This window comes from Pseudomonas fakonensis (assembly GCF_019139895.1).
Lineage (GTDB): Bacteria > Pseudomonadota > Gammaproteobacteria > Pseudomonadales > Pseudomonadaceae > Aquipseudomonas > Aquipseudomonas fakonensis.
In genome coordinates, this window is sequence record NZ_CP077076.1 from 1,784,294 (window position 1) to 1,811,292 (window position 26,999).

Below are 26,999 nucleotides of genomic sequence, written 5' to 3' on the forward strand. Positions count from 1 at the left end.
GAGGAGACAGCATGTCCACATTCGCGCAAATGATCGAAAACATCACCCCGGAAATCTACGAAAGCCTGAAAACGGCCGTGGAAATCGGCAAATGGTCCGATGGCCGCAAGCTCACCACCGAGCAGAAAGAGCTGTCGCTGCAGGCGGTGATCGCCTGGGAGATGCAAAACCTTCCCGAAGAGCAGCGCACCGGCTACATGGGCCCGCAGGAGTGCGCCTCCAAGTCGGCGCCAATCGCCAACATCCTGTTCAAGTCGGACTCGGTACATTGATCGAACTCGCTCGTGGCTCTTTGAGCAAGATGGCGGTGCGTCTGGAAGCACCGGTCGTGCAGTACAGTTTTCGCCTGGACGACACCCAGGTGCCGGTGAACCCGCTGATCGGCCAGTCGATCCGCCTGGAATACCTCGGCGCCATCCACTGCACCCACTGCGGCAAACGCACCAAGACCAGCTTCAGCCAGGGTTACTGCTACCCGTGCATGACCAAGCTGGCCCAGTGCGACGTGTGCATCATGGCCCCGGAAAAATGCCACTACGACGCCGGCACCTGCCGCGAGCCGTCGTGGGGCGAGCAGTTCTGCATGACCGACCACGTGGTGTACCTGGCCAACTCCTCGGGCATCAAGGTCGGCATCACCCGCGCCACCCAGTTGCCCACCCGCTGGCTCGACCAGGGCGCGAGCCAGGCGCTGCCGATCATGCGCGTGGCTACCCGCCAGCAATCGGGCCTGCTCGAAGACGTGCTGCGCAGCCAGGTGCCAGACCGCACCAACTGGCGCGCGCTGCTCAAGGGCGACGCCGAAGTGCTGGACCTGCCGGCCATCCGTGAGCAGATCTTCGACGCCTGCGCCGACGGCATTCGCGGTTTGCAGGAGCGCTTCGGGCTGCAGGCCATGCAGCCGCTGCCGGACGCCGAAGTGGTGCAGATGAACTACCCGGTTCAGGCTTACCCGCAAAAGATCGCAAGCTTCAACCTGGACAAGAACCCGGTGGTGGAGGGCACGCTGCTGGGTATCAAGGGCCAGTACCTGATTTTCGACACCGGCGTGATCAACATTCGCAAGTACACGGCCTACCAGTTGGCCGTGCTCCAGTAAAGGATCGTCACCATGCGTACCGAACAACCGCAAGTGATCTACCTCAAGGACTATCAGGCCCCCGAGTACCTGATCGACGAGACGCACCTGACCTTCGAGCTGTTCGAGGACCACAGCCTGGTCCATGCGCAACTGGTCATGCGCCGCAACCCCGAGCGCGGCGCCGGCTTGCCGCCGCTGGTGCTCGACGGCCAGCAACTGGAGCTGCTGAGCGTGCAACTGGACGACCAGGCGCTGGCCGCCGGCGACTACCAGTTCGACGACAGCACCCTGACCGTGCAGCCGCAAGCCGAGCGCTTCACCCTCGACACCAGCGTGAAGATTCACCCCGAGAGCAACACCGCGCTGGAAGGCCTGTACAAGTCGGGCAAGATGTTCTGTACCCAGTGCGAGGCCGAGGGTTTTCGCAAGATCACCTACTACCTCGACCGCCCGGATGTGATGAGCGTGTTCACCACCACGGTGATCGCCGAGCAGCACCGCTACCCGGTATTGCTTTCCAACGGTAACCCGGTCGGCAGCGGCCCTGCAGAGGACGGCCGCCACTGGGCCACCTGGGAAGACCCGTTCAAGAAGCCGGCCTACCTGTTCGCCCTGGTAGCCGGTGACCTGTGGTGCAAGGAAGACACCTTCGTTCGCCAGTCAGGCCGCGATGTGACCCTGCGTATCTATGTCGAGCCGGAAAACCTCGACAAGTGCGACCACGCCATGGTCAGCCTGAAGAAGTCCATGCGCTGGGACGAAGAGGTCTATGGCCGCGAGTACGACCTGGACATCTTCATGATTGTCGCGGTCAACGACTTCAACATGGGCGCCATGGAAAACAAGGGCCTGAACATCTTCAACTCAAGCTGCGTGCTGGCCCGCGCCGAAACCGCCACCGATGCCGCCCACCAGCGGGTCGAGGGTGTGGTCGCCCACGAGTACTTCCACAACTGGTCGGGCAACCGCGTCACCTGCCGCGACTGGTTCCAGCTGTCGCTCAAAGAGGGCTTCACAGTGTACCGCGATGCCGAGTTCAGCGCCGACATGAACTCGCGCACGGTCAAGCGCATCGAGGACGTCGCCTACCTGCGTACCCACCAGTTCGCCGAAGACGCCGGCCCCATGGCCCACCCGGTACGCCCGGACAGCTTCATCGAGATTTCCAACTTCTACACCCTGACCGTGTACGAGAAGGGCGCCGAAGTGGTGGGCATGGTCCACACCCTGCTGGGGGCAGAAGGCTTCCGTAAAGGCAGCGACCTGTACTTCGAACGCCACGATGGCCAGGCGGTGACCACCGACGATTTCATCAAGGCCATGGAAGACGCCAACGGCGTCGACCTTACCCAGTTCAAGCGTTGGTACAGCCAGGCCGGTACCCCGCGCCTGGAGGTCAGCGAGCAGTATGACGCCGCTGCCCAGCGTTACAGCCTGACCTTCCGCCAGAGCTGCCCGCAGACCCCGGACAAGCAAGCCAAGTTGCCGTTCGTGATCCCGGTGGCGCTGGGCCTGCTGGACGCCGAGGGCAACGACCTGGCGCTGCAACTGGCCGGCGAAAGCGCCGCCAGCGGCACCAGCCGCGTACTGTCGGTGACCGAAGCCGAGCAGACTTTCACCTTCGAAGGCATCCAGGCCAAGCCGCTGCCGTCGTTGCTGCGCGGCTTCAGCGCGCCGGTCAAGCTGAGCTTCCCGTACGACCGCGATCAGTTGATGTTCCTCATGCAACACGACAGCGACGGCTTCAACCGCTGGGAAGCGGGGCAGCAGTTGGCGGTGCAGGTACTGCAGGAACTGATCGGCCAGCACCAGCGCGGCGAAGCACTCGCCCTCGACCAGCGCCTGATCACCGCCCTGGGCACCGTGCTGGGCAATGCGGCGCTGGACCCGGCCATGGTCGCCGAAATGCTCTCGCTGCCAGGTGAGGCTTACCTCACCGAAATCAGCCAGGTGGCCGATGTGGATGCCATCCACGCCGCCCGCGAGTTTGCCCGCAAGCAAATCGCCGGGCAGCTGTTCGACGCCCTGTGGGCCCGTTACCAGGCCAACCGCGAGGTGTCGCGCAACACGGCGTATGTGGCCTCTGCCGAGCACTTCGCCCGCCGCAGCCTGCAGAACATCGCGCTGTCGTACCTGATGCTGTCGGGCAAGCCGCAGGTACTGGAGGCGACCCTGGAGCAGTTCGAGCATTGCGACAACATGACCGAACGCCTCACCGCCCTGGCGGTGCTGGTCAACTCGCCGTTCGAGGCCGAGCGCGCCAAGGCCCTAGAAGCCTTTGCCGAGCACTTCAAGGACAACCCGCTGGTCATGGACCAGTGGTTCAGCGTGCAGGCGGCAAGCGCGCTGCCGGGCGCTCTGGCGCGGGTCAAGGCGCTGATGCAGCACCCGGCGTTCACCCTGAAGAACCCGAACAAGGTGCGTGCGCTGGTTGGCGCTTTTGCCGGGCAGAACCTGGTCAACTTCCACGCCGCCGACGGTTCGGGCTACCGCTTCCTGGCGGACCTGGTGATCGAGCTCAACGCACTCAACCCGCAGATCGCCTCGCGCCAACTGGCGCCGCTGACCCGCTGGCGCAAGTACGACGACGCGCGCCAGGTGCTGATGAAGGGCGAGCTGGAGCGCATTCGCGCGTCCGGTGCGCTGTCCAGCGATGTGTATGAAGTGGTGAGCAAGAGCCTGGCGTAAGCCTGTTCCGACGCCAATCGCGGGGCAAGCCCGCTCCCACGCCTGTCGATGATTGGCGTGGGAGCGGGCTTGCCCCGCGATGCTTTTGGGCGGTTAACAAAACATAACGTCCCGCTCGTTGTTTTCTGTCGGACAATCCCGCTAGCATGGCCAAAAGCTATTCCAGGGCTCTGGAACAGGGTTTTCACAGCACCTGGCAATAGATTGACCCGCGACAAGAACACAACAGGGGGCAGTCATGAGAGAGCGGTTCAAGCCACGCCGCAGGCTGGCGACCGGCGCGATGCTGGCGCTGGTGCTGGGTATCGGCGCCAGCGATGTGGAAGCGGCGGTGGCCGCCGAGCAGTACTCGGTGGAGTCGGCCAAGGCCGCGCAGAGCCTGCTGATCGGCGCCACCCATGCCGGCAAGCGCCTGGTGGTGGTCGGTGACCGCGGCCACATCCTGTTCTCCGACGACCAGGGCAAGACCTGGACCCAGGCCCGGGTGCCCACCCGGCAACTGCTCACTGCGGTGTTCTTCCTCGACGACAAGCGCGGCTGGGCGGTCGGCCACGACGCGCAGATTCTCGCCAGCAGCGATGGCGGCGCCACCTGGAGCAAGCAGTTCGAAGACCTCGAGCGCGAAGCGCCGTTGCTTGACGTGCGCATGCTCGATGCCCAGCGCGGTTTCGCCGTGGGCGCCTACGGCGCACTGCTCGAAACCAGCGACGGCGGCCAGCACTGGCTGGACGTCGCCGAGCGCCTGGACAACCCCGACCAGTTGCACCTCAACGCCATCACCCAGGTGAAGGACGCCGGCCTGTTCATCGTCGGCGAGCAGGGCGGCATGTTCCGCTCCAGCGACGACGGCCAGACCTGGAGCAAGGTCCAGGGCCCCTACGAGGGCTCGCTGTTCGGCGTGATCGGCACCGCCCAGCCACGCACCCTGCTGGCCTACGGCCTGCGCGGCAACCTGTTGCGCAGCACCGATTTCGGCGACACCTGGCAAACCATCGCGCTCAAGGCCGAACGTGGCCCCCTCGAATTCGGCCTGGCAAGCGCTACGCTTCTCGAAGATGGCAGCCTGGTGCTGGTGGGCAACGGCGGCAGCGTACTGCGCAGCACCGATGACGGGCAGAGCTTCAGCGTGCACAACCGCAGCGACCGTATCGCCCTGGCGGGCGTCAGCGGCCTGGCCGGTGGCGGCCTGCTGCTGGTGGGGCAGGGCGGCGTACACCTGGCCACCGCCAACGGCGCAGAGGAGGCACGCCCATGACCAGCCGGGAGAGCTTCGACATGCAGCACAAGGACAAGGCCACCCTGCTGGAACGGCTGATCTTCAACAACCGCCCGGTGGTCATCGCCATCTGCGTGCTGGTGAGCATTTTCCTGTTCTGGCAGGCCACGCAGATCCGCCCCTCCACCAGCTTCGAAAAGATGATCCCGCTGCAGCACCCGTTCATCGAGCAGATGATGGAGCACCGCAACGACCTGGCCAACCTGGGCAACACCGTGCGCATTTCGGTGGAATCGACCAAGGGTGACATCTTCGACAAGGACTACATGGAGACCCTGCGTCAAATCCACGACGAGGTGTTCTACATTCCCGGCGTCGACCGGGCCGGCCTCAAGTCGCTGTGGAGCCCCAGCGTGCGCTGGAGCGAGGTCACCGAAGAGGGCTTTTCCGGCGGCGAGGTGATCCCCAACACCTACAACGGCTCGCAGGACAGCCTCGACACCCTGCGTGACAACGTGCTCAAGTCTGGCCAGGTGGGGCGCCTGGTGGCCAACAACTTCAAGTCCAGCATCGTCGACATCCCGCTGCAGGAAAGCTACCCCGACCCTCAAGACCCGGGGCGTCAGGTCAAGCTCGACTACCAGCAGTTCTCCCACCAGCTGGAAGAGAAGATCCGCGACAAGTTCCAGGCGCAGAACCCCGACGTGAAGATCCACATCGTCGGCTTCGCCAAGAAGGTCGGCGACCTGATCGACGGCCTGGTGATGGTGGCGATGTTCTTCGGCGTGGCGCTGGTGATCACCTGGGCGCTGCTGTACTGGTTCACCTGGTGCATCCGCAGCACCATCGCCGTGCTGATCACCACCCTGGTGGCGGTGGTCTGGCAGTTGGGCCTGATGCATGCCGTGGGCTTTGGCCTGGACCCGTACTCGATGCTGGTGCCGTTTTTGATCTTCGCCATCGGCATCTCCCACGGCGTGCAGAAGATCAACGGCATCGCCCTGCAGTCCAGTGACGCCGACAACGCCCTGACCGCCGCCCGGCGCACCTTCCGCCAGCTGTTCCTGCCGGGGATGATCGCCATCCTGGCCGATGCCGTGGGCTTCATCACCTTGCTGATCATCGACATCGGGGTGATTCGCGAGCTGGCCATCGGCGCCTCCATCGGCGTGGCGGTGATCGTGTTCACCAACCTGATCCTGCTGCCGGTGGCCATCAGCTACGTGGGCATCAGCCAGAAGGCCATCGCCCGCAGCAAGAAGGACGCCACCTGCGAGCACCCGTTCTGGCGCCTGCTGGCCAACTTCGCCAGCCCCAAGGTGGCGCCGGTGTCCATCGCCCTGGCCCTGGTGGCCTTCGCCGGCGGCCTGTGGTACAGCCAGAACCTGAAGATCGGCGACCTCGACCAGGGCGCCCCGGAGCTGCGCCCGGACTCGCGCTACAACCAGGACAACAGCTTCATCATCAGCAACTATTCCACCAGTTCCGACGTGCTGGTGATCATGGTCAAGACCCCGGCCGAGCAGTGCTCGGTGCACGGCACCATGGCGCCGATCGACGAGCTGATGTGGGCCATGGACAACACCCCCGGGGTGCAGTCGACCATCTCGCTGGTGACCGTCTCCAAGCAGGTCATCAAGGGCATGAACGAGGGCAGCCTGAAGTGGGAGACGCTGTCGCGCAACCCGGACATCCTCAACAACTCCATCGCCCGGGCTGACGGCCTGTACAACGCCGATTGCTCGCTGGCACCGGTGCTGGTGTTCCTCAACGACCACAAGGCCGAAACCCTGGAGCGGGTAACCGCTGCGGCCAAGGCCTTTGCCGACAGCCACAACAGGGACGGCCTGCAGTTCCTGCTGGCGGCCGGTAACGCCGGCATCGAGGCGGCCACCAACGAGGTGATCAAGTCGGCCGAGCTGACCATCTTGATCCTCGTCTACCTGTGCGTGGCAGTGATGTGCATGATCACCTTCCGCTCCTTTGCCGCCACCCTGTGCATCGTGCTGCCGCTGGTGCTCACCTCGGTGCTGGGCAACGCGCTGATGGCGTTCATGGGCATCGGCGTGAAAGTGGCCACACTGCCAGTGGTCGCGCTGGGCGTGGGCATTGGCGTGGACTACGGCATCTACATCTACAGCCGCCTGGAAAGCTTCCTGCGTGCCGGCCTGCCGCTGCAGGAGGCCTACTACGAGACCCTGCGCTCCACCGGCAAGGCAGTGCTGTTCACCGGCCTGTGCCTGGCCATCGGCGTGTGCACCTGGATCTTCTCGGCCATCAAGTTCCAGGCCGACATGGGCCTGATGCTGACCTTCATGCTGCTGTGGAACATGTTCGGCGCGCTGTGGCTGCTGCCGGCACTGGCGCGCTTCCTGATCAAGCCGGAAAAGATGGTGGGCAAGCAGGGCGGGTCGATCTTCGCCCACTGAGGCCGTGAAAGGGGGCCGCTTTGCGGCCCATCGCGACACAAGGCCGCTCCCACAGGGAATTGCGGTTACCTGTGCGAGCGGCCTTGTGTCGTGATGGGCTGCAAAGCAGCCCCATTGGTTATAATGCCCGACCCTTTTTTCGGACAAACCCATGACCCTCGCCACCGCCCTAGCCGCCTGCGACATGCTCCTGATCGACGGCCTGCACGCCTTTGACTTCACCTTCGACGACACCGGCCTCACCATCGAGTGCATGGACGGCCGCCAGTTGCGCCGCTGGGCGTTCACCCCCGAGCAAGTTGCCGCCGCCACCGGTGCCGGCGATGACTGGCAGCTGGCCTCTGCCGAAGGCGAGCATCGTCTAGTCTGTATGAGTGCTTTCCGCGCCCCGGACGAAGAAGACGATGAACCGCAAATGGACGAGCCTGCTGACCGCTAGCCTGATGACCCTCGCACTCGATGCCCACGCCGCCGTGCTGCTGGTGGGCAGCTATACCGATGGTGCCAGCCAGGGTATCTACCGCTACGACTTCGACACCCGCAGCGGCCATATCGCCAGCACGCCGCAACAGGTGGTCAAGAGCGTCAGCCCGTCGTGGCTGGTGCTGTCGGCCGACCAGCGCCAGCTGTTCGCAGTCAACGAAACACCCCAGGGCCATGTCAGCAGCTTTGCCGTGGATGCCAAGGGCCAGATCACCCCGCTGAACCAGGTGCCGAGCCAGGGCGATGAGCCCACCCACGCCAGCCTCAGCCACGACCAGCGTTACCTGTTCGTCGCCAACTACGCCGTCGCCCCAAACCCCGGCGGCAGCCTGGTGGTGATCCCGGTGATGAAGGACGGCAAGCTCAAGCCGGTGGTGCAGCAGGCGCGGCACGCGCCGAGCAAGGTCAACCCGGAGCGCCAGGCCGGTGCCCATGTGCATTCGCTGGTGCTCTCGCCGGACGGCCAACACCTGTATGCCTGCGACCTGGGGGCGGACAAGGTGTTCATTTACCGCTACGACGGCGCCAGCCCCGAACACCCGTTGAGCCCGGCCATTCCCGCTTCGGTAACGCTGCCGCCCGGCAGCGGCCCGCGCCACCTGCTGTTCGACGCCAAGGGCCGGCATGCCTACCTCACCCTGGAAATGAGCGCCGAAGTGGTGGTGTTCGATGTGCAGGACGGCGCCCTGAGCGAGCGTCAGCGCCTGCCGCTGACCGACAGCAAGGACGCTGCCGCCAAGGCCGGCGGCGGCCTGCACCTGTCAGCCGATGGCCGCTTCCTCTATGTCAGCAATCGCGGCACTGCCAATCAGATCGTGGTCTACGCGGTGGGCAAGAACGACGGCCAGCTCACCTTGCTGCAGCGCCGCCCGGTGGAAGGCGACCACCCCCGCGAGTTTGCCCTGGACCCGACGGGTAACTTCCTGCTGGTGGCCAACCAGAAAAGTGACCGGATCGTGGTGTTCAAGCGCGACCCGCGCAAGGGCACCCTCGGTGAGGTGGTGCAGACCTTCGACCAGCCGGCGCCGTCGGACCTCAAGTTTCTGTAGGAGATCACCCAGCCCTACGGGCTGCCCTGTCGCGCAGAGAGCAAGTCTCGCAGATGCACCGCGCTCCTGTGGGAAGCGGCCTTGTGTCGCGATGGGGCGCGAAGCGGCCCCAAGGCCTCGGCTTCATGCAACATTGCCGGGGCTGCTGCGCAGCCCATCGCGACACAAGGCCGCTTCCCACAGAGATCGTGTTAAATCAATGAGTTGTAGTTTGTTCCATGAGACCCGGCTTGCCGGTGATCGCCGGCAAGCCGGCTCCTACAGGGGCGGTGAGCGCCACTATCGATCTGGGTGATATCCGCTACTGCTGCAATGAATTTCAGCCAGCGGCCGCATCGGCGTAAGTTTTGACCCAAGGCCCCGACGGGCCAACGTCAACCACCGACACCGAGGTCCGCCATCATGAATTTCAACCTGTTCCCGGTCATCGCCGCTTCCGCCATTTCCGCCTCCGTCGTACTGCCGGCCCATGCCCAGGCTGACCAGGCTGGCAAGCTACCCACCACCCACAGCTACACCGAAAAGTACCTGCAACAAAGCGCGCACTTTCACGCAGCATTGAGCAAGCACTCGCACTGAAAGCGTAAAGGGATTGGTAATAGCACAACGCCATATGTTTTAATTTGACGCTGTATTTTTGACTCTCCGAAGGGGCAGAGCATGATGTGGCGTATCACGGCGGTAGTGCTGTTGCTGATGTCCGCGCCGATTCTGGCGATCTGATTTCAACCTGCTTCGGCCCCACAGGGCTGATCACTTGGCCATCACCGCCTTGAACAAGGCCGATTCCAGCCAGCCTTCCAGCCAGCTCCGCAACCGCGGATAAGCCGCCTCGGCGAACCATTGAGGTTCGACCCCGGCAAACTGGCGCATCAAGGGCAGCAAGGCGGCATCGGCCAGGCTCGGGTGGTCGGCCAGCAGGTAGCGCCTGCCTTCGAGCAGGCCCTCCAACTGCGCCAACCAGGCTTCGGCCTGACTGCGGTAATACTCCCGCGAATGCTCGGGGTAGCGCTCGGCGTACTTGTACAGGTTCACCTGCGCTTTGAAGGTGCTGTCGTTGTGTACGATCAGCGCCTCGGCCTGCTTGGCCGCAGCCGGGTCGGCCAGCAAGCGCCAGTCCTGCGGGTCGTGGCGGGCCAGGGCCCAGCGCATGATGTCCAGGCTTTCCTCCAGCACCCCGTCACCGGTGTCGAGCACCGGCACCGTGCCCTTGGGCGACAGTGCCAGCAACTCGGCGGGCTTTTGCTTCATCTGCACTTCCACCACCTGCACCGCGCAGCCGGCATAGCGCAGCGCCAGGCGCGCACGCATGGCCCACGGGCAGCGGCGGAACGAGTAGAGAATCACCCGCACACCTCAACGTCGCTCAGGCCATTGCCCTGGCGGCGCACCTGGATCTGCACCGGGATACGCTCGTGCATTTCCTGCACGTGGGAGATCACCGCCACCTTGCGGCCTTGGGCCTGCAGGCCGTCGAGGGCGTCCATGGCCAGTTGCAGCGATTCGGGGTCGAGGCTGCCGAAGCCCTCGTCGATGAACAGCGACTCGATGCGCAAGGTGCTGGACGCCATCGACGCCAGGCCCAGGGCCAGGGCCAGCGATACCAGGAAGGTCTCGCCGCCGGACAGCGAATGCACCGAGCGCATTTCGTCGCCCATCTCGGTATCCAGCACCAGCAGGCCGAGGGCACTGCCGCCGCGCTTTAGGCGGTAGCGCCTGGCCAGTTGGCGCAGTTGGCTGTTGGCGTGGTGCAGCAGCAGGTCGAGGTTGTAGCCCTGGGCGATCTTGCGGAACACATCGCCTGAGGCCGAGCCGATCAATGCGTTCAACCGCGCCCAGCGCTGCCATTGACGGTAGGCCTGGTCGATCTGCTCGGCCAGGGCCTGACTGGCTTGCTGGCGGCGCTGGTCTTCGGCCTGGCGGGCGCGCAGCTCGGCGCACTGGTGCTCCTGGGCGGCCAGTTGCTGCGCCAGGGTTTCGAGGTTTTGCTCCAGTTCTTCGGTGGGCAGCTCGCCGTGGGCCTGGGCGCTGTGCTGTTGCAGGCGCTGTTCACGCTCCTGCAACAGTACCCGGCCTTGCTCGACGGCTTTTTCAGCGTGCTGCAACTGCTGGCGCAGCTCGCCTACCTGGGCGTCGTCGATGGCCAGCAGGCGATCGAGGCCGCTGTCATCCAGCTCGGGGTGCGCCGCGCGCCACTGGGCGATAGTGCCGTGCAGCTGTTGGTGTTCCTGCTCCAGTGCCTGCTGGCGCTGGTGGTTGGCTTTCAGCTCGCCGGCCAGTTGCACGCCCTGGGTATGCAGCGCCTGCAGTTGCTGCGCCGTGTCGGCCTCGCGCTGGCGGGCCTGTTCCAGCTGGGTGTCCATATGCTGTTGCCAGGCTTCGGCGCTGGCCTGCTCGCCGAGCAGTTCGGCGAGGCTGGCAGCTACTTGCTGGCGCTGTGCGTCCAGCGCGGCGAGCTTGTGCTGTACCTGCTGCAGGCTTTGCTGGCGCGCCTGCTGCTGGTCGCGCAGCTTGTCCAGCTGCACCTGGCGGGCTTGCTGCTCTTGCTGCTCATCCTGGCGCTGGTCCAACTGCTGGCGGCGCTGGGCGATCTGCTGGTCAAGGCCGAGGAAGGCGTGAGCCGGGTCGTCGCGCAAGGCCTGGAGGATCTCCCCGGGCAGCACACTGGCCAGGTCGCTCAGGCCTTGCTCCAGTTGCTGCTGGTCAGCCGCCAGTGCTTGATGCTGCTGGTCGAGGTGGCGCTGGGCCTGCTGCTGGGCGTCGCTGGCAGCCTGCAACTGCTGGGTCAGGCGTGCGGCGTCCTTTTGCAAGCCGAGCAGGGCGGCCTGGCGCTTCTCGTCGCGCTCGATCTCTTCGCCCAGGCGCCGTAGCTGGCCGTCGAGCCAACGGCTGCGGGCCTGGTCATCCTGCGGGGCGAGGGCCGGCCACAGGGTGTGGGCCTGCACCTGCGCGGTCTGCGCCTGCAACTGCTCGCCCAGCTGGGCCTGTTGCTGCTGGTAGTCCTTGAGCTGGGCATTGACCACGCCCAGTTGGGTGCGCAGTTCCACCAGGGTGGTGTTGAGCTGCTCCACCTGTTTTTGCGCGGCGTCTTCTTCGGCCTGGTCATGCCGGCCTAGGCTGTGCAGCAGCGCTTCGGGCTGGTGGAACGGGTGTTCGGCGCTGCCGCACACCGGACAGGGTTCGCCATCGCGCAGTTGTGCGCGCAGTTCCTCGACGCTGGTGTTGCGCGCCAGGCGCTGGCGTTCGAGCAACTGGCGGGTGAGGGTCAGGGCCTGCTCGGCGGCTTCCAGTTCGGCTTTGGCCGCAGTGCCTTCAGTGATCAGTTGCTGGCGCTGCTGCATGGCTTGTTGCTGGCGCTCGCGCAGGCTGTCGAGGCCTTGGCGCAGTTCCAGTTCGCGGCCGTGCAGGCGTGCCAGCTCCTCGACCGCGCGCTGCTGCTTGCGGTTGTCCTGCAGCATGCCGCCCAGCAGGTCGATCTGCTCGGCCAGGGCGCCAGGTTCGGCGCCGGCTTCGCGGAACAGCAACTCGAAGCTGTCGCGTTGCCCCTGCAACTGGGCAGTGGCCTGGCTGGCCTGGGCTTGCAGCCCGGGCAGCTCTTCGCGGCCCTTGGCCAGGCGTCCGCCAATCAGCATCACTTGCTTGAGCTGTGGCAGGTAGGCCTGCCAGGCATCGGCCAGGCTGGCCAGGTGGCTGCTTTCGGCCAGGGCGCTGTCGATCTGGGCAAGTTGTTGCAGGCTGCGTTGCTGGTTGTCTTGCAGCTGCTGCAACTGCTGCTGGCCCTCGCTGACCTGCTGTTCGGCCTGCAGGCAGGCTTCGCGCAGTTCTGCCTGCTCGTTATCCAGCCGCGCCAGGTCGCCCTGGGCGGCGAACGCCTGGCGCAGGTGCGGGGCGTTTTCGCTGTGCTGGCGTTGGCTGTCGGCCAGTTGCTCACGCGCCGTGCCCAGCGTCTGCTCCTGTTCGGCGGTGCTGGTTTGCAGGGCGTTCTGCTGAGTTTGCTGCTGGGTGATCTCATCGAGCAGCGGCGCCAGTTGTGCAGCCAATTGCTGCTGGCGATGGAACTGGTGGCGCTGCGGCGCCAGGCGCTCCAGGCGTTGCAGGTCGACACGCTGCTCGCCCAGTTGCTGCCACTGCTGCTCGGCGGCTTGTAGCGTCTGGCTGGCTTCGCCGTGCTGGGCCTGCAACTGGCGTTGCTCGTTCAGCCAGGCACGCTGCTGCTCCAACTGGCGCTGGCGCGCCTGGTCGGCCTTGAACTGCTGCTGCGCCTGCTCCAGCTGCTGGTCCAGCTCGGCGCGGGCTTCGTCGGCCAGGGGCAGCAGGTGCTCGGCCTGTTTCTTCAGGTCGTTGTGCGCCTCGCCGGTTTCCCGGGCCTTGCTGAAGGCGCGCTGGCCGAGGCGGGTGTAGATGGCGGTGTTGGTGAGCTTTTCCAAAAGCTCGCTGCGTTCTTTGTCGTCGGCCTTGAGAAACGCGCCGAACTCGCTCTGTGCCAGCATCACCGCGCGGGTGAACTGTTCGAAGTTCAGCCCCAGGCGCGCCTCGACCAGTTGCTTGTAGTCGTTCTTGCCGCTGGCCAGCAGTTGCTCGGCGTCCAGGTCGTAGAAGCTCTGGCGGCTGTGCTGCAGCTTGCCGTTGGCTTTTTCGCGGGCGCGGTTGGCCTCCCAGCGGGCGCGGTAGCGGCGCCCGTCGATGCCGACGAAGTCCACTTCGGCAAAGCCGCTGCCGGTGCCCCGGCGCAGCAGGTTGCGCGGGTCGGAGGTGGGGATTTCACCGTCGGCGTCGGGCACCTTGGCTTCCCGGGCGATGTCGTTGAGCCGCGGCACGTTGCCGAACAGCGCCAGGCACAGGGCGTCGAGCAGGGTGCTCTTGCCGGCACCTGTAGGCCCGGTGATGGCGAACAGGCCGGCGCTGGCCAGGGGCTCAGCGGTGAAGTCGATATCGATGGGGCCGGCCAGGGATGCCAGGTTCTTCAGGCGGATGGCGAGAATTTTCATGGCTGTTCCTCTTCCTGCAGCACGTCCTGCAGCAGCTCGGCGAAATCGGCCAGGGCCTGTTCGTCGACGGCGCTGCCGTAGGCCTGCTCCCAGGCGCGGCCGAACAGGTCCTGCGGGGTCATCTGGGACAGCTCGACGAAGGCCTGCTGGTCATCCTCTTCGCGGCGGCTGCCAGCGTATTCGGCGCTGATGCGCACCAGGCGCACGGCCTTGCCCTGCAGGGCGGTTTCGATCTGCTGGCGCAGGTCGGGCTGCGGCTCGTCCAGCAATACCCGCACCTCCAGCCAGGGCTGGCGGTTGGGGTCTTCGAGCAGGTCGATCACCGGCAGCTCGGCCAGTTGCTCCAGCAGCTCGGCCAGCGGCGCCGGGCCGACCCGGCGCAACGCCACCGCACGCGGCACCAGGCGCGGCTCGACGCTGACCAACTGGCTGCCCTGCAGCTCCACCTCCAGCACCTGGTGCGGGTAGTTGATTTCGGCGAACGACAGCGGGATCGGCGCGCCGCTGTAGCGGATGCGTTCCTCGCGGTTGACCTTCTGCGGTTTGTGCAGGTGGCCCAGGGCGACATAGCCGATGGCCTTGTCGAACAGCCGCGCCGGCAGGGCTTCGGCGTTGCCGATGATCAGGCTGCGTTCGGAGTCCTCGCTGATGCTGCCGCCGGCCATGTGGGCGTGGCTGATGGCCACCAGCGCCTGGTCCTTCTTGCGCTTTTTCAGCGCCGCGTCGATCAATTGCTGGTGCACCTGGGTAATACCCTGCAGGTAGTTGTCCCCCAGCGCGGGCCCGGTGACTTCGGCCGGGCGCAGGAAGGGCAGGGCCAGGCACCAGGCCTCGACCTTGCCGCGGGCGTTGCTCAGTGGGATCAGCAGCCGCTCGGCGTCCAGCTGGCCCTCGTCGAGCCAGTGCACGCGGCCCAGGGCATGGGTGCGCAGGCGCCGCATCAACGGTGCCGGCAGCTCGATGCGCGAGCCGGAGTCGTGGTTGCCGGCGATCATCACGATATCCAGCTTGGGCTGTTGCTCGTGGGCCTGGACGATGAAGTCGTACAGGCGCTCCTGGGCTTTGACCGGCGGGTTGACGGTGTCGAAGATGTCGCCGGCGATCAACAGTGCATCGGGTTGGCGCAGGCGCAGCTGGCCAAGCAGCCAGTCGATGAAGCAGGCGTGTTCGAAGTCGCGTTCCTGGCCGTGCAGGCTCTGGCCCAGGTGCCAGTCGGAGGTGTGAAACAGACGCATGGGTGACCTGTAAGAATAGGTTCAGGCGAACAAAGGCTCGGCTTTGAGCTGCTCATAAATGGCGTTGAGGATAACTCAAGTAGGCATGACGCTCGAGTGCTAACTGGGCTATCTTGCTTTTTGAAGGGGGCCGCGAGTCGCAGGTATCTTGATTGGCAGGCAGAGAGATCGAAGTCCTGTTAAGGGGGCAGTAACCTGGAAGCGGCGGGTTTCAATGGGTTAGTCATCCGACTGCGGGTGGTGACGTTCATTGATTGTAGTGTCAAATAGCTTGGTGTCGCCTCGAATAAGGGTGGTTGCAAAGTCGCTATAATAGTTGCTGACTTCTCTGAGTGATGAGGCGAATCGAAAAAGACCGAGTGCGTCGCATTGTTCTGCACGTTCTTTATATTTTTCGGCTAACCGAATTTCTGCGGCTGCGTTCGGTTCTATAATGTGTACGCCTCGGCTATCTAATGTTGCGGTAACATAATGGGATCTCAGGATTTCCATGTTTTTTTGGTTGAGAAAATCTGCAATGGAGCGATTGATCCATAAGTCGCTACTGTCCTGCGGTGAGTGCACTAATAGTTGGGCTATTAGTTTCAAAGCTATTTCGCTGTGGCCGGAGGCGTCGGAGAGAGCAATTGCTTGGCTTGTCCAAGCCTCGAAAGCCCCTGCGTCAAAGGTCGTGGTGTGGCCAGGTATTATTTTCCAAAAGCCAAAAATAGTAAGGGCTTGCTTGCGGCATATGTCCGCCCAGGTCGCCTCCTCTTGAGTGAGTGAGTCTTCATCGCTTGGATAGGCAGAGCAGATCAAGTCGTGAAAAAGAGTGGCGTTTTTAGAAATTTCCCAGTGTAGACTAAGGTCGGACTTTCCGTGCTGCAAAATCTGACAGTACGCAAACTCAATTGCGTGCAGCTCGTCAGGGTTGGTCTTTTTGTCGGTGCGTAAGATATCTATCAGTTTTATAATGTCGTCATGATAGGGGGGTACTGCAATTTGAGTGGTAAGGAAGCTTTTGAGAACGGCAATAATTGCTTGGGTTGTTATGGTTTTTTCCCGAAATAGTAAGTGAAGGATGCAGTGCAGCGCTGCTGTTGGGCGATTATGGTTCAAAAATTTGTCAATGGCAGTATATAGAGGTGCTGGTCCGGTGTATTCGATATAGCCTGGCCATTTTATATCGACGGTTTGCCAGTATTTAGAAGTGAGTTCAGGGTTTGATAACAGCTCGACCGCCTGCCAGGTGGCGGGGCAAAGAGGAAGTGTGGTGAATAATTTAACGAGCGCTCGTAGGTTCCAGGTGGGTAGGTTGAGTGGTTTTAAGAACTCCATTGTGGTTTTGTAGTTACGTGTTTTGATATAGCTCGAGATAAATTGTTGCATCTTCTCATGGGGGTGTGTAATCAGCTCTTTCAAGTCATCAGCGTGCTCGGTTTTGACCAACGCTGCCAGATGCCGGCCGGCAAGAGCAGGGTTGTCTATCTTTAGGGCGAATTGTGAAATTAGTTTGAAGTCCCCAGTCCCATAGATTTCTTTGATCGCGGCATGAGTAAGGTTGTTGATTTTTAGTTCTTGCTCCTCGAAATTCGAGAATTGTTCGAGGTTTTCCAGCGGGTTGTTGGAAAATAGCTTTCTATAGAAAATGGTTGGGTTTTTTGAGGATACTTTCGTTATCGCACTCTGTAAGTATGCTTCAGGGGGCGTGTCTCTAATGTCTCGAAAGTAAGGGTTTGTTTTTATGCTCTTGGCAAGACTGCTTAGCGTTGACCAGATTTCGTATTTTTCGTCTTCGTCAATGATTTCGGAAGTTTTTGAGATGCAATCAATGGCTGATTTGAAATCGTGTGGGGGGCGGAGGAATGTGTCGAGATTTTTGGCAATCTCCAATGAGCGCCTGCTGTCGAGTCTGGCGATCTTAATGGTAAGCGAGCTGAGTGAAGCTTGCTCTTCCAAAATTTTGTCTATGCAACGATCATGGGGCTTTATGGTGACGGGTAGAAATTGTGGGCGTGAATTTTCGGGGCGCGAGCTCCACCGTTGAGGTAGTAGTTGAAGAAGCACCGGCCAGGCCACTTCAGGGGTTTCATTGGCCAGAACTTCTAGTGCGACCATTCGCCTGGCGAAGTCTGCAGTAGTGCGGGGGTTGTCAGGTGAAAGGATATTGACGATGGAATTCAATGGGCTATAGCGCTGGTTGCCGCCTTGATCCAGTGTCTGTAATTCACCCAGTGCCAGTAATGAGTGAGTTAAATGGTCTGGAAACCATGCCAGGCGCTCAAGTGCGGAAATAAATCCATAGATATAGGGCGTGGCATGTGTGCCGCCGAGCTGGCTTTGCTTGAATAGTTCAGAAAGAATGGGTTTTGAAGAAGTCAGTAATTTTTGGATTTGCTTCAGAAATGCTTCTGGAGCGGCTTCGGCAAGTGTGCTGATTATGTCGCTGACACTGGCGAAATGCTCCCAGTTTTCGTGGGTTAACGTTTTTGAGACTACGCGATAGGAAAGAGTTGCACACAGATAGTGTGGAACGTTTACCGCGCTTTTGCTAAAAGTACTCAGTAGTGCAAGTGTTTCGGCGAATCCCTTTCTTAGCAGAGGGCTATTAGTGGGGATTATGCCATAGGCGGCGGAGGCGTATCTGGTTTCTGGTGCCAGTTGAAGCGCGGGGTCTAGTTTGCTGAATACTTGGATTGCAGCGGACTCGAATCTTTCTAAATCTTCCTTGTAAAGGCGGCTTAAAATGCTGTCCCAGTAAGATCGCCTTTCTGTAATCTCCCAAATGCCTAGGTGATGCTTTATGGGGGTGTCAGGTTTTTCTAGGGCCTCCTGGATTCGTTTTATCCACTCCCTGTACGGGCTGCCTGTCAAGGATTCAATGATTTGGATGTCATGTTCAATTGATTCATTCCAGCCGCCAATGAGCATGGCCAATGAAATATCTCTATTGAGTGTGCTTTCATTGGTGGTGTAGGAAAAATGATTGCCGACAATATTGTGGCCGGTCCCGTGATGCGTTTGCGTGATGTTGGTTTTATTGTCATTCATGCTCGTGGTCATCGAAGTGTAGTTTGCTTCCGCTTGAGGTTTAGCTACAAGCCGGTGGTCGATCGGAAGGGGACGGTCGTGTTATTTATGGTTGATGGTAATTATGTTGCCGGCGATGTTGTCTCCGTTGCCGCTGTGATTTTGCGTTATATCGTTGAATTTTGATTGAGTGATTGCTGGAGAGCTATTTATTTTATCGAGGATGTCGCTAATATTTTTTGATTGCTTAAGGCGTTCAGAAATTGCCTTTTCACTCATGTCGTCGTTGATGCCAAGGGTGTTGATTTCGGATACAAGCGCTTGGGTAATCACGTCCTCTTTTAACCACCGGGTTAAGCGCTTAGTCAACTCGCCACTTGTGACTTTTAGCCCTGCTTTGAGTATGTCGTATACGCTGCTGGCGATGAGGCCCGTTGTGATGAAGTCCATAATGCTTCCTTGTCGCGTCTATGATTGGTGTGTACAGCGATATCTCACGTTTGTGCGTTGATGTCCATGGCAGATTGAGACGGAAGTAGTGCGTTGCAAGGTGGGGTGCTTTGGGGCTGCCAGCCGCAGAAATGATACTCCCTCCAACGAGAGCGAGGACCTTCTAGCGTGGGGCACCTGCTAACTGAACGAGCATCACTTGGGATACAACGGCGGCAGGTTGCCCGATTCCCCGGTTGGCGCCAACAGCTGCTCGGCCGGCGGAATCGCCCCGATCGCCCGCCACAGCTCATCGCCATGCCAGTACTGGCCGCTCTCGCTGTACAACGCCCCGTTCAAGCCATCCAGGGCATCCGACAACGGCACGAAGCGGGCGGCCATCTCGGCGAGGGTTTCTGGTTGCTGGCGCGCCCAGGCGTCCAGCGCCTGGCGGGTGGCCTGGGGGTCGTTGGCCTGGCTGGCGCGCTTGAGGTCGTCCAGCAGCGTGCGTGGGCTCGGGCCGCTCTGCGCGGTGCGCAGCACCGCTGGTTGCGAGCGGGCGCGCCACCACAGGGCGAAGCCGAGCACGGTGGTCAGGGCGAACAGCAGCGTCGCCAGCTGCCAGGGCCATAGCGGGCGCTGGCTGGTGCTGTTGTCGCCCACCGGCGTGTCGGCGCTCAGGGCCGGGTTGTCCTGCACCTCGAGGGTGCGTGCCGGCAGGCTGCTCTGCTCCAGGTGGTCCTCGAGGGTGTTCCACCAGGTGACCTCCAGGGCCGGCAGGGCCAGCTCGCCACTGTGGGTCGGCACCAGCGCCTCGCGCTCCTCGCGGTTGGCGACCATGCCGCGTTCGCTGATCTCGTTGCGCAGCAGCGGCTGGTCGGGGTAGCGACGCAGGCCGACGGCCTCGGTGGCCGGCAGCGGCGGCAGCTGGGTGCTGGACAGCCCTTCGGCGCGCAGGGTGACGTTGCGGGTCAGCGAGTCGCCGATCTGGGTGGGTTGGCTGGCCGGGTCGGGGTTCCAGTGCTCTTCCAGGGTCAGGCTGCGCGCTGGCAGCCAGGGGCGGTCTTTCGGGTAGCTGGCCGGGATCGGCTTGACCGTGATCTGCAGCGGTCGCGAGCTGACCTGCACCTGGCGCCCGACCCGTGGCGTGCCGGCGGGCTGCTCGCCGTTGTCGGCGGCAGTGGCGGTGAAGCTCAGCGGTGGCACCTCAAGGCTGCCGCTTTGTTGCGGGTAGATGGCGTAGCGGGTCTCGATCACCCCGTGGCGCACGCCGTTGATGTCTTTTTCGTAGGTGCGCGACTCGCCCAGCGGGTCGACCTTGGCGTTGTCCAGCTGCAGCGGGCTGAGGCTGCTGTCGTCGTACAGCGCCACTGAATGGTAGATGCGCAGGGTCAGCACGGCCTGGCCCTGGACGTAGACCTCGTTGCTGTCGAGGGTGGCTTCGATGAACACCTGGGCGGCGATGTCCGGGCGTTGGCTGTCGGCCTGCTGCACCTGCAAATCGATGGCCTGGCTCTGCGCGCGGCCCAGTTGCAGCTCGGGAATGCGCAGGCTGCCGCTGCGCCGCGGCAGCAGGGTGATGATCCAGCGGGTGCTGGCGCGGGTTTCGCCGTCGAGGCTGTGCAGGCTGTTGAGCTGGCGCGTGCCGCGCACCTCGAAGTCGCCCTCCAGCGCGCTCAGGTCGGGCTTGCCGAACTGGGTCACGTCCTGGCTTTCGAGGGTCAGCTCGAGGGTTTCACCTGCCTCCAGGCGGTTGCGGTCGACGCTGGCTTGCAGGGTCGGCTCGGCCAGGGCCGCAAGGCTCCACAGCAGGCCAAGTACAAAGACGCCGAAGCGACTCATCGTGAGGTTTCCTGATGCAATTGCTGTTCATACCAGAATTTGCGGCGCAGCAACTCGGCGGGGTTGTCGGGGATTTCCCGCAACCACTGCTCCAGGGCCTGGCGCTGTTCGGCGTCGAGGCTGGTGGAGACCGGCCGCTGCGGCGGCTGGGTGACTGTATCGTCGTCGCCGGCGGCGGTGCCCGGTGGTGCCTGGGTGTTGCTCGAAGCCTCGGCGGAGGCCTGGGCTTGCGCCTGGTCAGCGTTGCCCGGGGTGCCTTCGGCCTGGCTGCTGGCCGAGCTGCTGTTGCCTTCGGTCTGCTTGCCGGGGCTGCCCTGGGCATCGTCGTTGCCCGGCTGCTGTTCGGCCTTGGCTTCGCGCTGCTGCAACAATTGCTGCACCAGGGCCTGGTTGTCCAGCGCGGCCTTGAGGTCGGGCTGGCGCTCCAGGGCCTGCTCGTAGGCGTCCAGCGCCGCTTCCAGCTCACCGGCGCGGGCCAGGGCGTTGCCTCGATTGTAGTGGGCGGCGGCGTCGTTGCCCTGGGCAAAAGCCGCGGCTGCACCTTCGAAGTCACCGGCCTGGTACAGCGCCATGCCGCGCCATTGCGGGTCTTCGAAGTGCCGCGCGGCGGCGGCCGGTTGCTGGCGTTGCAACAGCTGCTGGCCTTGCTGGTCGGGGCGCAGCCACAGGTCGTTGAAGCCGAAAGCGTAGCTTTGTTGCGGCAAGGCCAGCAGCAGCGGCAGGCAGAACAGCCAGCCGCGTCGCCCGGCGCAGGCGGCCAGCAACAGTAGCGGCAGCAGCAGCCAGTAGCCCTGGTCGGCCCAGCTGTCCAGTTGCACGGTCTGGCCGTCATCGCGCAGCAGGCGCGGGTTGTCGAACAGCCCCAGGCCGCGCAGGTCGAGGTCGTCGATGCGGGCGTGGCGGTAGCGCCCGCCGGTGCCGCTGACGAAGGCCTTGAGCGCGGCGCTGTCCAGGCGCGGCAGAAGGATGGCGCCGTGCTCGTCCTTGAGGTACTCGCCGTTGGCCTGGCGTACCGGTGCGCCTTCGGCGCTGCCGATGCCCAGCATCAACAGGCTCGGGCCCTGGCGGCCGAGTGCCTTGACGATACCGTCGCGCTCCTGCTCGCTCAGCGACGAGCCGATCAACAGCAGCCGGCCCTGGCCCAGGCCGCTCTGGGCCAGCAGCGCCAGGCCTTTTTGCACGGCAAGGTCGGCGCGCTGGCCGGACTGCGGCATGATCGACGGGTCGACGGCCTCCAGCAGGTTGCGGGTGGTGCTCAAATCGTCCGACAGCGGCACCAGGGTGTGGGCGCTACCGGCATAGACGATCAGCGCGGTCTGGCTGTCGCTGCGGTGTTCGAGCAGGTCGAGGACCTTGCGCCGGGCCTGCTCCAGGCGGTTGGGGGCGCTGTCTTCGGCGAGCATCTGCGGGGTCAGCTCGAGCAGGATCACCAGCGGGTCGGCGGGGCGCTGGCGGGTTTCTTCCAGGCGCTGCCAGCTGGGGCCGAGCAGGGCCAGCACCACCAGCAGCCAGGCCAGGCCCAGGGCCACCCAGGGCAGCTTGCTGGTACTGCCGCTGCCGCCGCCCAACAGCACGGCATGGAAGGGCTGCGGCAAAATCAACTGCCAGCGCCCGGCGCGCTTGCGCCGGTGCCAGAGCTTGAACAGCAGCCAGCCGAGCAGCGGTATCACCAGCAGCCAGAGCGGGCGCAGCCATTGTGGCCAGAGGTCGATCATCGCCGCCTCCTCAGGCGCAGGCGCTTGAGGCGCTGGCGCCATTCCGGGTGGGGCTGCAGAAAGCGCGGCTTGCGCAGCAGGCGTTGCAGCAGGTTGTCCGGCCATTGCACGGCCACCACCAGCAGCACGCTGAGCAGCAGCGCCAGGGCCAGCGGCCAGGCATACAGCTCTTTGGCGGTGCGCGCCTGTGTGGGTTGCTGGGCTACCGGTTCCAACTGGTCAAGGGTATCGCCGATGGCGTTGAGCTCGGCGCCGTCATGGGCGCGGAAGTAGGCGCCGTGGGTGATGTCGGCGATCTCCTTGAGCGAGGCTTCGTCCAGGTCCAGGCTCGGGTTCAGCCCGAGCAGGCCCGGGGTGCCGCTGGCCTCGGGGTTGGCACCGATGCCGATGGCATAGATGCGCACGCCTTCCTGCGCGGCCAGGCGGGCGGCGGTCAGCGGGTGGATCTGCCCGCCGTTGTTGGCGCCGTCGGTGATCAGGATCAGCACCCGGCTTTGTGCCGGGCGCTGGCGCAGGCGCTTGACGGCAAGGCCAATGGCGTCGCCGATGGCGGTGTTCTTGCCGGCGATGCCGATCTGCGCCTCGTCGAGGAAAGTGCGCACGGTGCGCCGGTCGAAGGTCAGCGGGGCTTGCAAGTAAGCCTGGCTGCCGAACAGGATCAGGCCGACACGGTCGCCCTGGCGATCCTGAAGAAAGTCGCCCATCAACGCCTTGACCAGGTCAAGGCGGCTGATTTCGTCGTTCTGCCACTGCATGTCGGGGAAGTCCATGGAGCCGGACACATCCACCGCCACCAACAGGTCGCGCCCGCTGGCCGACACCGGCACCGGGTCGCCCAGCCATTGCGGGCGGGCCGCAGCCAGCAACAGCAGCAGCCAGATCAGCACGAACGGTGCCTGCTGGCGCCAGGTTGGCAGGTTCAGCCGCGCGCGGCGCCCGGCCAGGCCTTCGAGCTCGTCAAGAAAGCCCACCTTGAGCACCGGCTCGCCGCTGTCGGCGGCAGGCAGCAGCAGGCGCGCCAGCCAGGGCAGCGGCGCCAGGGCGAACAACCAGGGCCAGGCCAGTTCAAACATGCTTGCGAATCCAGGTTTCCACCGCCTGGGCGAGCCCGACGATGGCTTTGTCATCGAGTTTGCACTCGGGCTTGTAGGCGCCTTCGACCAGTACCATCCAGCGAGTCAGGCCTGCGGCCGGGCAGCGATTGTCGAGAAACGCCAGCCACTGGCGGCCGTTGAGGGTATGGCTGTTGGCCCCGGGGTAATGGTTGCGGCACAGGCGTTTGAGCAGCGCATTGATTTGCTGCAGCCAGGCCCCGGCCGGGGCGCCGTCGTAGGGGCGCGGCAGGCGGGCGAGTTCGGCCAGGGCTTCGATGCGCACTGGGTCCAGGGGAAGTTCTGCGCGCACTACCTTGCGCTTGCCGGGGCGCCATTTGCGCAGGCGCCAGCCGGCGTAGCCGAGCAGCGGCAACAGGGCGAGCAGCAGCCACCAGCCCGGGGCTGGCGGCCACAGGCCGATGGCCGGCGGGGCGATCAGCGGCTGCAACTGGTCGAGCGGGTTCATTGGCCGCTCCGTGGCCGCTGGGCGTTCAGGTATTCGCGCAGTTGCTCGATCATTTCGCTTTGGGTGCTCAGCGGCATCAGCACCACCCGCAGTTTCTGCGCCAGCAGTTCCCAGCGCTCGATGCGCGCCTCGGCCTGTTCGCGGTAGGCCTGGCGCAAGCTGGCGTCGAGGGTATCGAGCTCCAGTTGTGCGCCACGCTGGGCGAAGCGCAGCAGGCCGGCGGCGGGCAGGGCGTGGTCGAGGGGGTCGCTGACCGGCAGCAGCAGCACGTCGCAATGGCGCGAAAGCATGGCCAGGTGCTGCTCGACGCTGGCGCTGAGCGCACGTTCATCACAAATGACGATGGCCAGGCTGCCGGGGCGCAGCACCTCGCGCGCCCGGCGCAGGGCAAGGCCGAGGCTGTCGGGTTGCGGCGTGGCCTCGGTGTGCAGGGCCTGGTTGATCCGCGCCAGGCGGTTGAGCAGTTGCAGCAGGCTCTGCTTGCTGCGCCTGGGCTTGATTTCGTGGTTTTCGTTGTCGCCGAACACCAGCCCGCCAATGCGGTCGTTGTGGCCCAGCGCCGCCCAGCCGAACAGCGCAGCGGCCTGGGCCGCCAGCACCGACTTGAACATCAGCCCCGAGCCGAAGAACAGCCGCTGGCTCTGCTCGACCATGATGAAGATCGGCCGTTCGCGTTCTTCGTGGAACAGCTTGGTGTGGGGCTCCTGGGTACGCGCGGTGACGCGCCAGTCGATGTTGCGCACATCGTCGCCGGCCTGGTACACGCGCACCTGATCGAAGTCGACGCCGCGCCCGCGCAGCTTGGAGTGGTGCAGGCCCACCAACGGGCTGCGCTGGCCGGGCCGCGAGAACAGCTGGATCTCGCGCACGCGGTGACGCATGTCGATCAGTTCGGACAGGCCGATGCGGATACCGGGTTCGGCCAGCTGTGAGGTGGGCATGGGGTCAGGCCACGGCGACCACGTCGAGGATGCGCTGCACCACACGGTCCTGGTCGACCCCGGCGGCCTCGGCCTCGAACGAGAGGATGACGCGGTGGCGCAGCACGTCGAACAGCACCGCCTGGATATCCTCGGGGCTGACGAAGTCGCGCCCGGCCAGCCAGGCGTGGGCGCGGGCGCAGCGGTCGAGGGCGATCGAGCCGCGCGGGCTTGCGCCGTAGGCGATCCAGTCGGCCAGCTCGCTGTCGAACTTGGCTGGGGTGCGGGTGGCCATTACCAGTTGCACCAGGTATTCCTCCACCGCATCGGCCATGTACAGGCCGAGGATTTCCTTGCGCGCGGCGAAGATCGCCTGCTGGCTGACCCGTCGCTCGGGCTTGACCTCGCCGCCCAGCGCCTCGCCGCGGGCCTGCAGCAGGATGCGCCGCTCGACCGCGGCATCGGGGAAGCCGATTTTCACGTGCATCAGAAAGCGGTCGAGCTGGGCTTCGGGCAGCGGGTAGGTGCCTTCCTGTTCGATGGGGTTTTGCGTGGCCATCACCAGAAACAGCGGCGACAGCTCGTAGGTGCTGCGCCCGACGCTGACCTGGCGCTCGGCCATGGCTTCGAGCAGCGCCGATTGCACCTTGGCCGGGGCGCGGTTGATTTCGTCGGCCAGCACCAGGTTGTGGAAGATCGGCCCTTGCTGGAACACGAAGCTGCCGGTTTCGGGGCGGTAGATTTCGGTGCCGGTGATGTCGGCCGGCAGCAGGTCCGGGGTGAACTGGATGCGGTGGAACTGCGCCTCGATGCCTTCGGCCAGCTCTTTGATGGCCTTGGTCTTGGCCAGGCCCGGCGCACCCTCCACCAGCATGTGGCCGTCGGCCAGCAGCACGATCAGCAGGCGCTCGACCAGTTTTTCCTGGCCGAGAATCTGGGAGGAGAGAAAGGTGCGCAGCGCGATCAGCGCTTCACGATGTTCCATCGTTGACGGTTCCTGGGGATGGGCCTGGGCGCGCGGGGGCGGTTGCCGGGCAGAGGGCTGATACTTTAATCCATCCAGGGGGGTGGCGACCAATGGCGCTGGGTAAATATCGCGAAAAGGACGGGGCAGGGGGCTAAAGGTTGCGGCTGGCGCTGATGCAGCCTTCGATCAGGCGTTGCACCTGTTGCTCGTCCAGTTCGCTGTGCAGCGACAGGCGTACCAGCGCGTGGCGGACTGCGGTGGCTGGGGCGCAGAACACCGAACCGAAGACCCCGCGCTGTTCCAGTGCATCGCGCAGGGCCATGGTCCTGGCCTCGCTCCCGCCTTCCAGCGCGACGATCTGCTGGCTGCCGGGCGACACCGGCACCTTGGCGTCTTTCAACGCCTGCCTGACTGCGAGGGTGGCCTGGCCAAGCCGTCTGCGTTGGTCATCGGCGCATTCGATCAGGCTCAACGCCTGCCCGATGCAGGCAAGGTCCAGGTCAAGCAGGACAGAGCTGAAGCAGGTCGGGTAGGACGCCATCATGAAGTAGTCCTTGAACCCCTTCGGGCAGCCGATGAACCCTGCGCGCCAGGCAAATGCCTTGGCCAGGCTTGCGGTGATGAAGTGCACTTGCCCGTGCAGCCCCAGTTCGCTGACAAGGCCTGCGCCCTTGTGGCCGAACACGCCGAGCGAGTGGGATTCGTCGACCACCAGTACGCAGCCTGATTGCGCGCAGGCGTCGGCGATGTGTGGCAATTGGCAGAGTGAGCCATTGGTGCTGTAGATGGCGTCCACCGTGATGATGCCTGGCCCGTGGCGTGCCAGTTGCCCGCTCAGGTGTTCGGCATCGTTGTGACGAAACACCACGACAGGTGCGCCTGCTGCGCGTGCGCCGTACCAAAGCGACATATGGGCCAGTTGGTCCAGGTACACCGGTGTGTTTTCGTTGGCGATGGCCTGCAGCATGCCTGTGTTGGCGGCCCAACCTGACTGGCAGAGGATGCCGTCGGGCGTCTGGGCATAGTGGGCAAGCCTGGTTTCCAGTTGGCGGGTGGGGCTGTGTTCGTCGTGAAAGACGGGGGACATGAGTAGTTGCTGGTTGGCTTCGTGGCCCGCTGTTTGTGTTGCGAGCCAGGCTGGGTTCTGGGTGAGGCGCAGGTAGTCGTTGCTTGACAGCATCAGGGCGTCGGGTGGGGGTGGTGAGCCGTGCAGCAGATGCCGGCCGCCCCACAGCTGGTTGAAACGATCATCGACGAAGCGCGCGATGCGATGGCTGACGAAAGTTGGCAAGTCGGGTGTGTGGGCGTGTGGGTGGTAGGCATCGTGATTGCCCGTGGGGATGGATACCTGGGTGATTTAAGGGGGGTGATTGGGTGGGCGCTACTGG

At 63.8% G+C, this 26,999-nt stretch carries 20 protein-coding genes; 8 read left to right on the forward strand and 12 right to left on the reverse strand.

Annotated features, from left to right (window positions below):
- Nucleotides 1-11 precede the first annotated feature (11 nt).
- The 8 genes from KSS94_RS08120 (at nt 12) to KSS94_RS08155 (ending at nt 9,525) form a co-directional block, all read left to right on the forward strand.
- Nucleotides 12-272, forward strand: a complete 261-nt coding sequence (locus KSS94_RS08120) for a YeaC family protein (protein WP_217842485.1) — start codon at nt 12-14, stop codon at nt 270-272.
- Nucleotides 269-1,099: a DUF2797 domain-containing protein gene (locus tag KSS94_RS08125; protein ID WP_217842486.1), complete on the forward strand. Its 831-nt coding sequence runs from the start codon at nt 269-271 to the stop codon at nt 1,097-1,099. Before KSS94_RS08120 ends, KSS94_RS08125 begins: the two co-directional genes overlap by 4 nt.
- Before the next feature lie 12 nt (nt 1,100-1,111).
- Nucleotides 1,112-3,769: an aminopeptidase N gene (pepN, locus tag KSS94_RS08130; RefSeq protein ID WP_217842487.1), complete on the forward strand. Its 2,658-nt coding sequence runs from the start codon at nt 1,112-1,114 to the stop codon at nt 3,767-3,769.
- 238 nt (nt 3,770-4,007) lie between these two features.
- Nucleotides 4,008-5,024 carry a WD40/YVTN/BNR-like repeat-containing protein gene (locus tag KSS94_RS08135; RefSeq protein ID WP_217842488.1) on the forward strand — a complete coding sequence of 339 codons (1,017 nt, stop codon included), beginning with the start codon at nt 4,008-4,010 and terminating at the stop codon, nt 5,022-5,024.
- On the forward strand, nt 5,021-7,414 hold the full coding sequence (locus KSS94_RS08140) for an efflux RND transporter permease subunit (RefSeq protein WP_217842489.1): 2,394 nt from the start codon (nt 5,021-5,023) through the stop codon (nt 7,412-7,414). The genes KSS94_RS08135 and KSS94_RS08140 overlap by 4 nt, the downstream gene beginning before the upstream one ends.
- A gap of 151 nt (nt 7,415-7,565) precedes the next feature.
- Nucleotides 7,566-7,853: a DUF5629 family protein gene (locus KSS94_RS08145; protein WP_225935850.1), complete on the forward strand. Its 288-nt coding sequence runs from the start codon at nt 7,566-7,568 to the stop codon at nt 7,851-7,853.
- On the forward strand, nt 7,819-8,946 hold the full coding sequence (locus KSS94_RS08150; RefSeq protein ID WP_217842490.1) for a lactonase family protein: 1,128 nt from the start codon (nt 7,819-7,821) through the stop codon (nt 8,944-8,946). Before KSS94_RS08145 ends, KSS94_RS08150 begins: the two co-directional genes overlap by 35 nt.
- 402 nt (nt 8,947-9,348) lie before the next feature.
- Nucleotides 9,349-9,525: a hypothetical protein gene (locus tag KSS94_RS08155; protein ID WP_217842491.1), complete on the forward strand. Its 177-nt coding sequence runs from the start codon at nt 9,349-9,351 to the stop codon at nt 9,523-9,525.
- Between the two features lie 174 nt (nt 9,526-9,699).
- Here KSS94_RS08155 and KSS94_RS08160 read toward each other — a convergent pair whose 3' ends face one another.
- The 12 genes from KSS94_RS08160 to cqsA form a co-directional block, all read right to left on the reverse strand.
- On the reverse strand, nt 9,700-10,293 hold the full coding sequence (locus tag KSS94_RS08160) for a glutathione S-transferase (RefSeq protein WP_217842492.1): 594 nt from the start codon (nt 10,291-10,293) through the stop codon (nt 9,700-9,702).
- A complete protein-coding gene (locus KSS94_RS08165; protein ID WP_217842493.1) occupies nt 10,290-13,934 on the reverse strand; it encodes an AAA family ATPase in 3,645 nt (1,214 codons plus the stop codon). Before KSS94_RS08165 ends, KSS94_RS08160 begins: the two co-directional genes overlap by 4 nt.
- On the reverse strand, nt 13,931-15,169 hold the full coding sequence (locus KSS94_RS08170; protein WP_217842494.1) for an exonuclease SbcCD subunit D C-terminal domain-containing protein: 1,239 nt from the start codon (nt 15,167-15,169) through the stop codon (nt 13,931-13,933). Before KSS94_RS08170 ends, KSS94_RS08165 begins: the two co-directional genes overlap by 4 nt.
- Before the next feature lie 219 nt (nt 15,170-15,388).
- Entirely contained in the window at nt 15,389-18,199 is a 2,811-nt protein-coding gene (locus tag KSS94_RS08175) for a hypothetical protein (protein ID WP_217842495.1), read from the reverse strand.
- A gap of 81 nt (nt 18,200-18,280) precedes the next feature.
- Nucleotides 18,281-18,628: a GapS6a family protein gene (gene gapS6a / locus KSS94_RS08180; protein WP_217842496.1), complete on the reverse strand. Its 348-nt coding sequence runs from the start codon at nt 18,626-18,628 to the stop codon at nt 18,281-18,283.
- Between the two features lie 195 nt (nt 18,629-18,823).
- A complete protein-coding gene (locus tag KSS94_RS08185) occupies nt 18,824-20,449 on the reverse strand; it encodes a BatD family protein (protein ID WP_217842497.1) in 1,626 nt (541 codons plus the stop codon).
- A complete protein-coding gene (locus tag KSS94_RS08190) occupies nt 20,446-22,164 on the reverse strand; it encodes a tetratricopeptide repeat protein (protein ID WP_217842498.1) in 1,719 nt (572 codons plus the stop codon). Before KSS94_RS08190 ends, KSS94_RS08185 begins: the two co-directional genes overlap by 4 nt.
- Nucleotides 22,161-23,237 carry a vWA domain-containing protein gene (locus tag KSS94_RS08195; RefSeq protein WP_217842499.1) on the reverse strand — a complete coding sequence of 359 codons (1,077 nt, stop codon included), beginning with the start codon at nt 23,235-23,237 and terminating at the stop codon, nt 22,161-22,163. The genes KSS94_RS08190 and KSS94_RS08195 overlap by 4 nt, the downstream gene beginning before the upstream one ends.
- The gene (locus KSS94_RS08200; RefSeq protein ID WP_217842500.1) at nt 23,230-23,724 is read right to left on the reverse strand and encodes a DUF4381 domain-containing protein; all 495 of its coding nucleotides are present in this window, start codon (nt 23,722-23,724) and stop codon (nt 23,230-23,232) included. Before KSS94_RS08200 ends, KSS94_RS08195 begins: the two co-directional genes overlap by 8 nt.
- Nucleotides 23,721-24,665, reverse strand: a complete 945-nt coding sequence (locus KSS94_RS08205; RefSeq protein WP_217842501.1) for a DUF58 domain-containing protein — start codon at nt 24,663-24,665, stop codon at nt 23,721-23,723. The genes KSS94_RS08200 and KSS94_RS08205 overlap by 4 nt, the downstream gene beginning before the upstream one ends.
- A 4-nt stretch (nt 24,666-24,669) precedes the next feature.
- A complete protein-coding gene (locus KSS94_RS08210) occupies nt 24,670-25,629 on the reverse strand; it encodes an AAA family ATPase (RefSeq protein WP_134693940.1) in 960 nt (319 codons plus the stop codon).
- Between the two features lie 133 nt (nt 25,630-25,762).
- Complete coding sequence (cqsA, locus tag KSS94_RS08215; RefSeq protein ID WP_367617178.1) at nt 25,763-26,968, reverse strand: alpha-hydroxyketone-type quorum-sensing autoinducer synthase; 1,206 nt, start codon at nt 26,966-26,968, stop codon at nt 25,763-25,765.
- Nucleotides 26,969-26,999 lie beyond the last annotated feature (31 nt).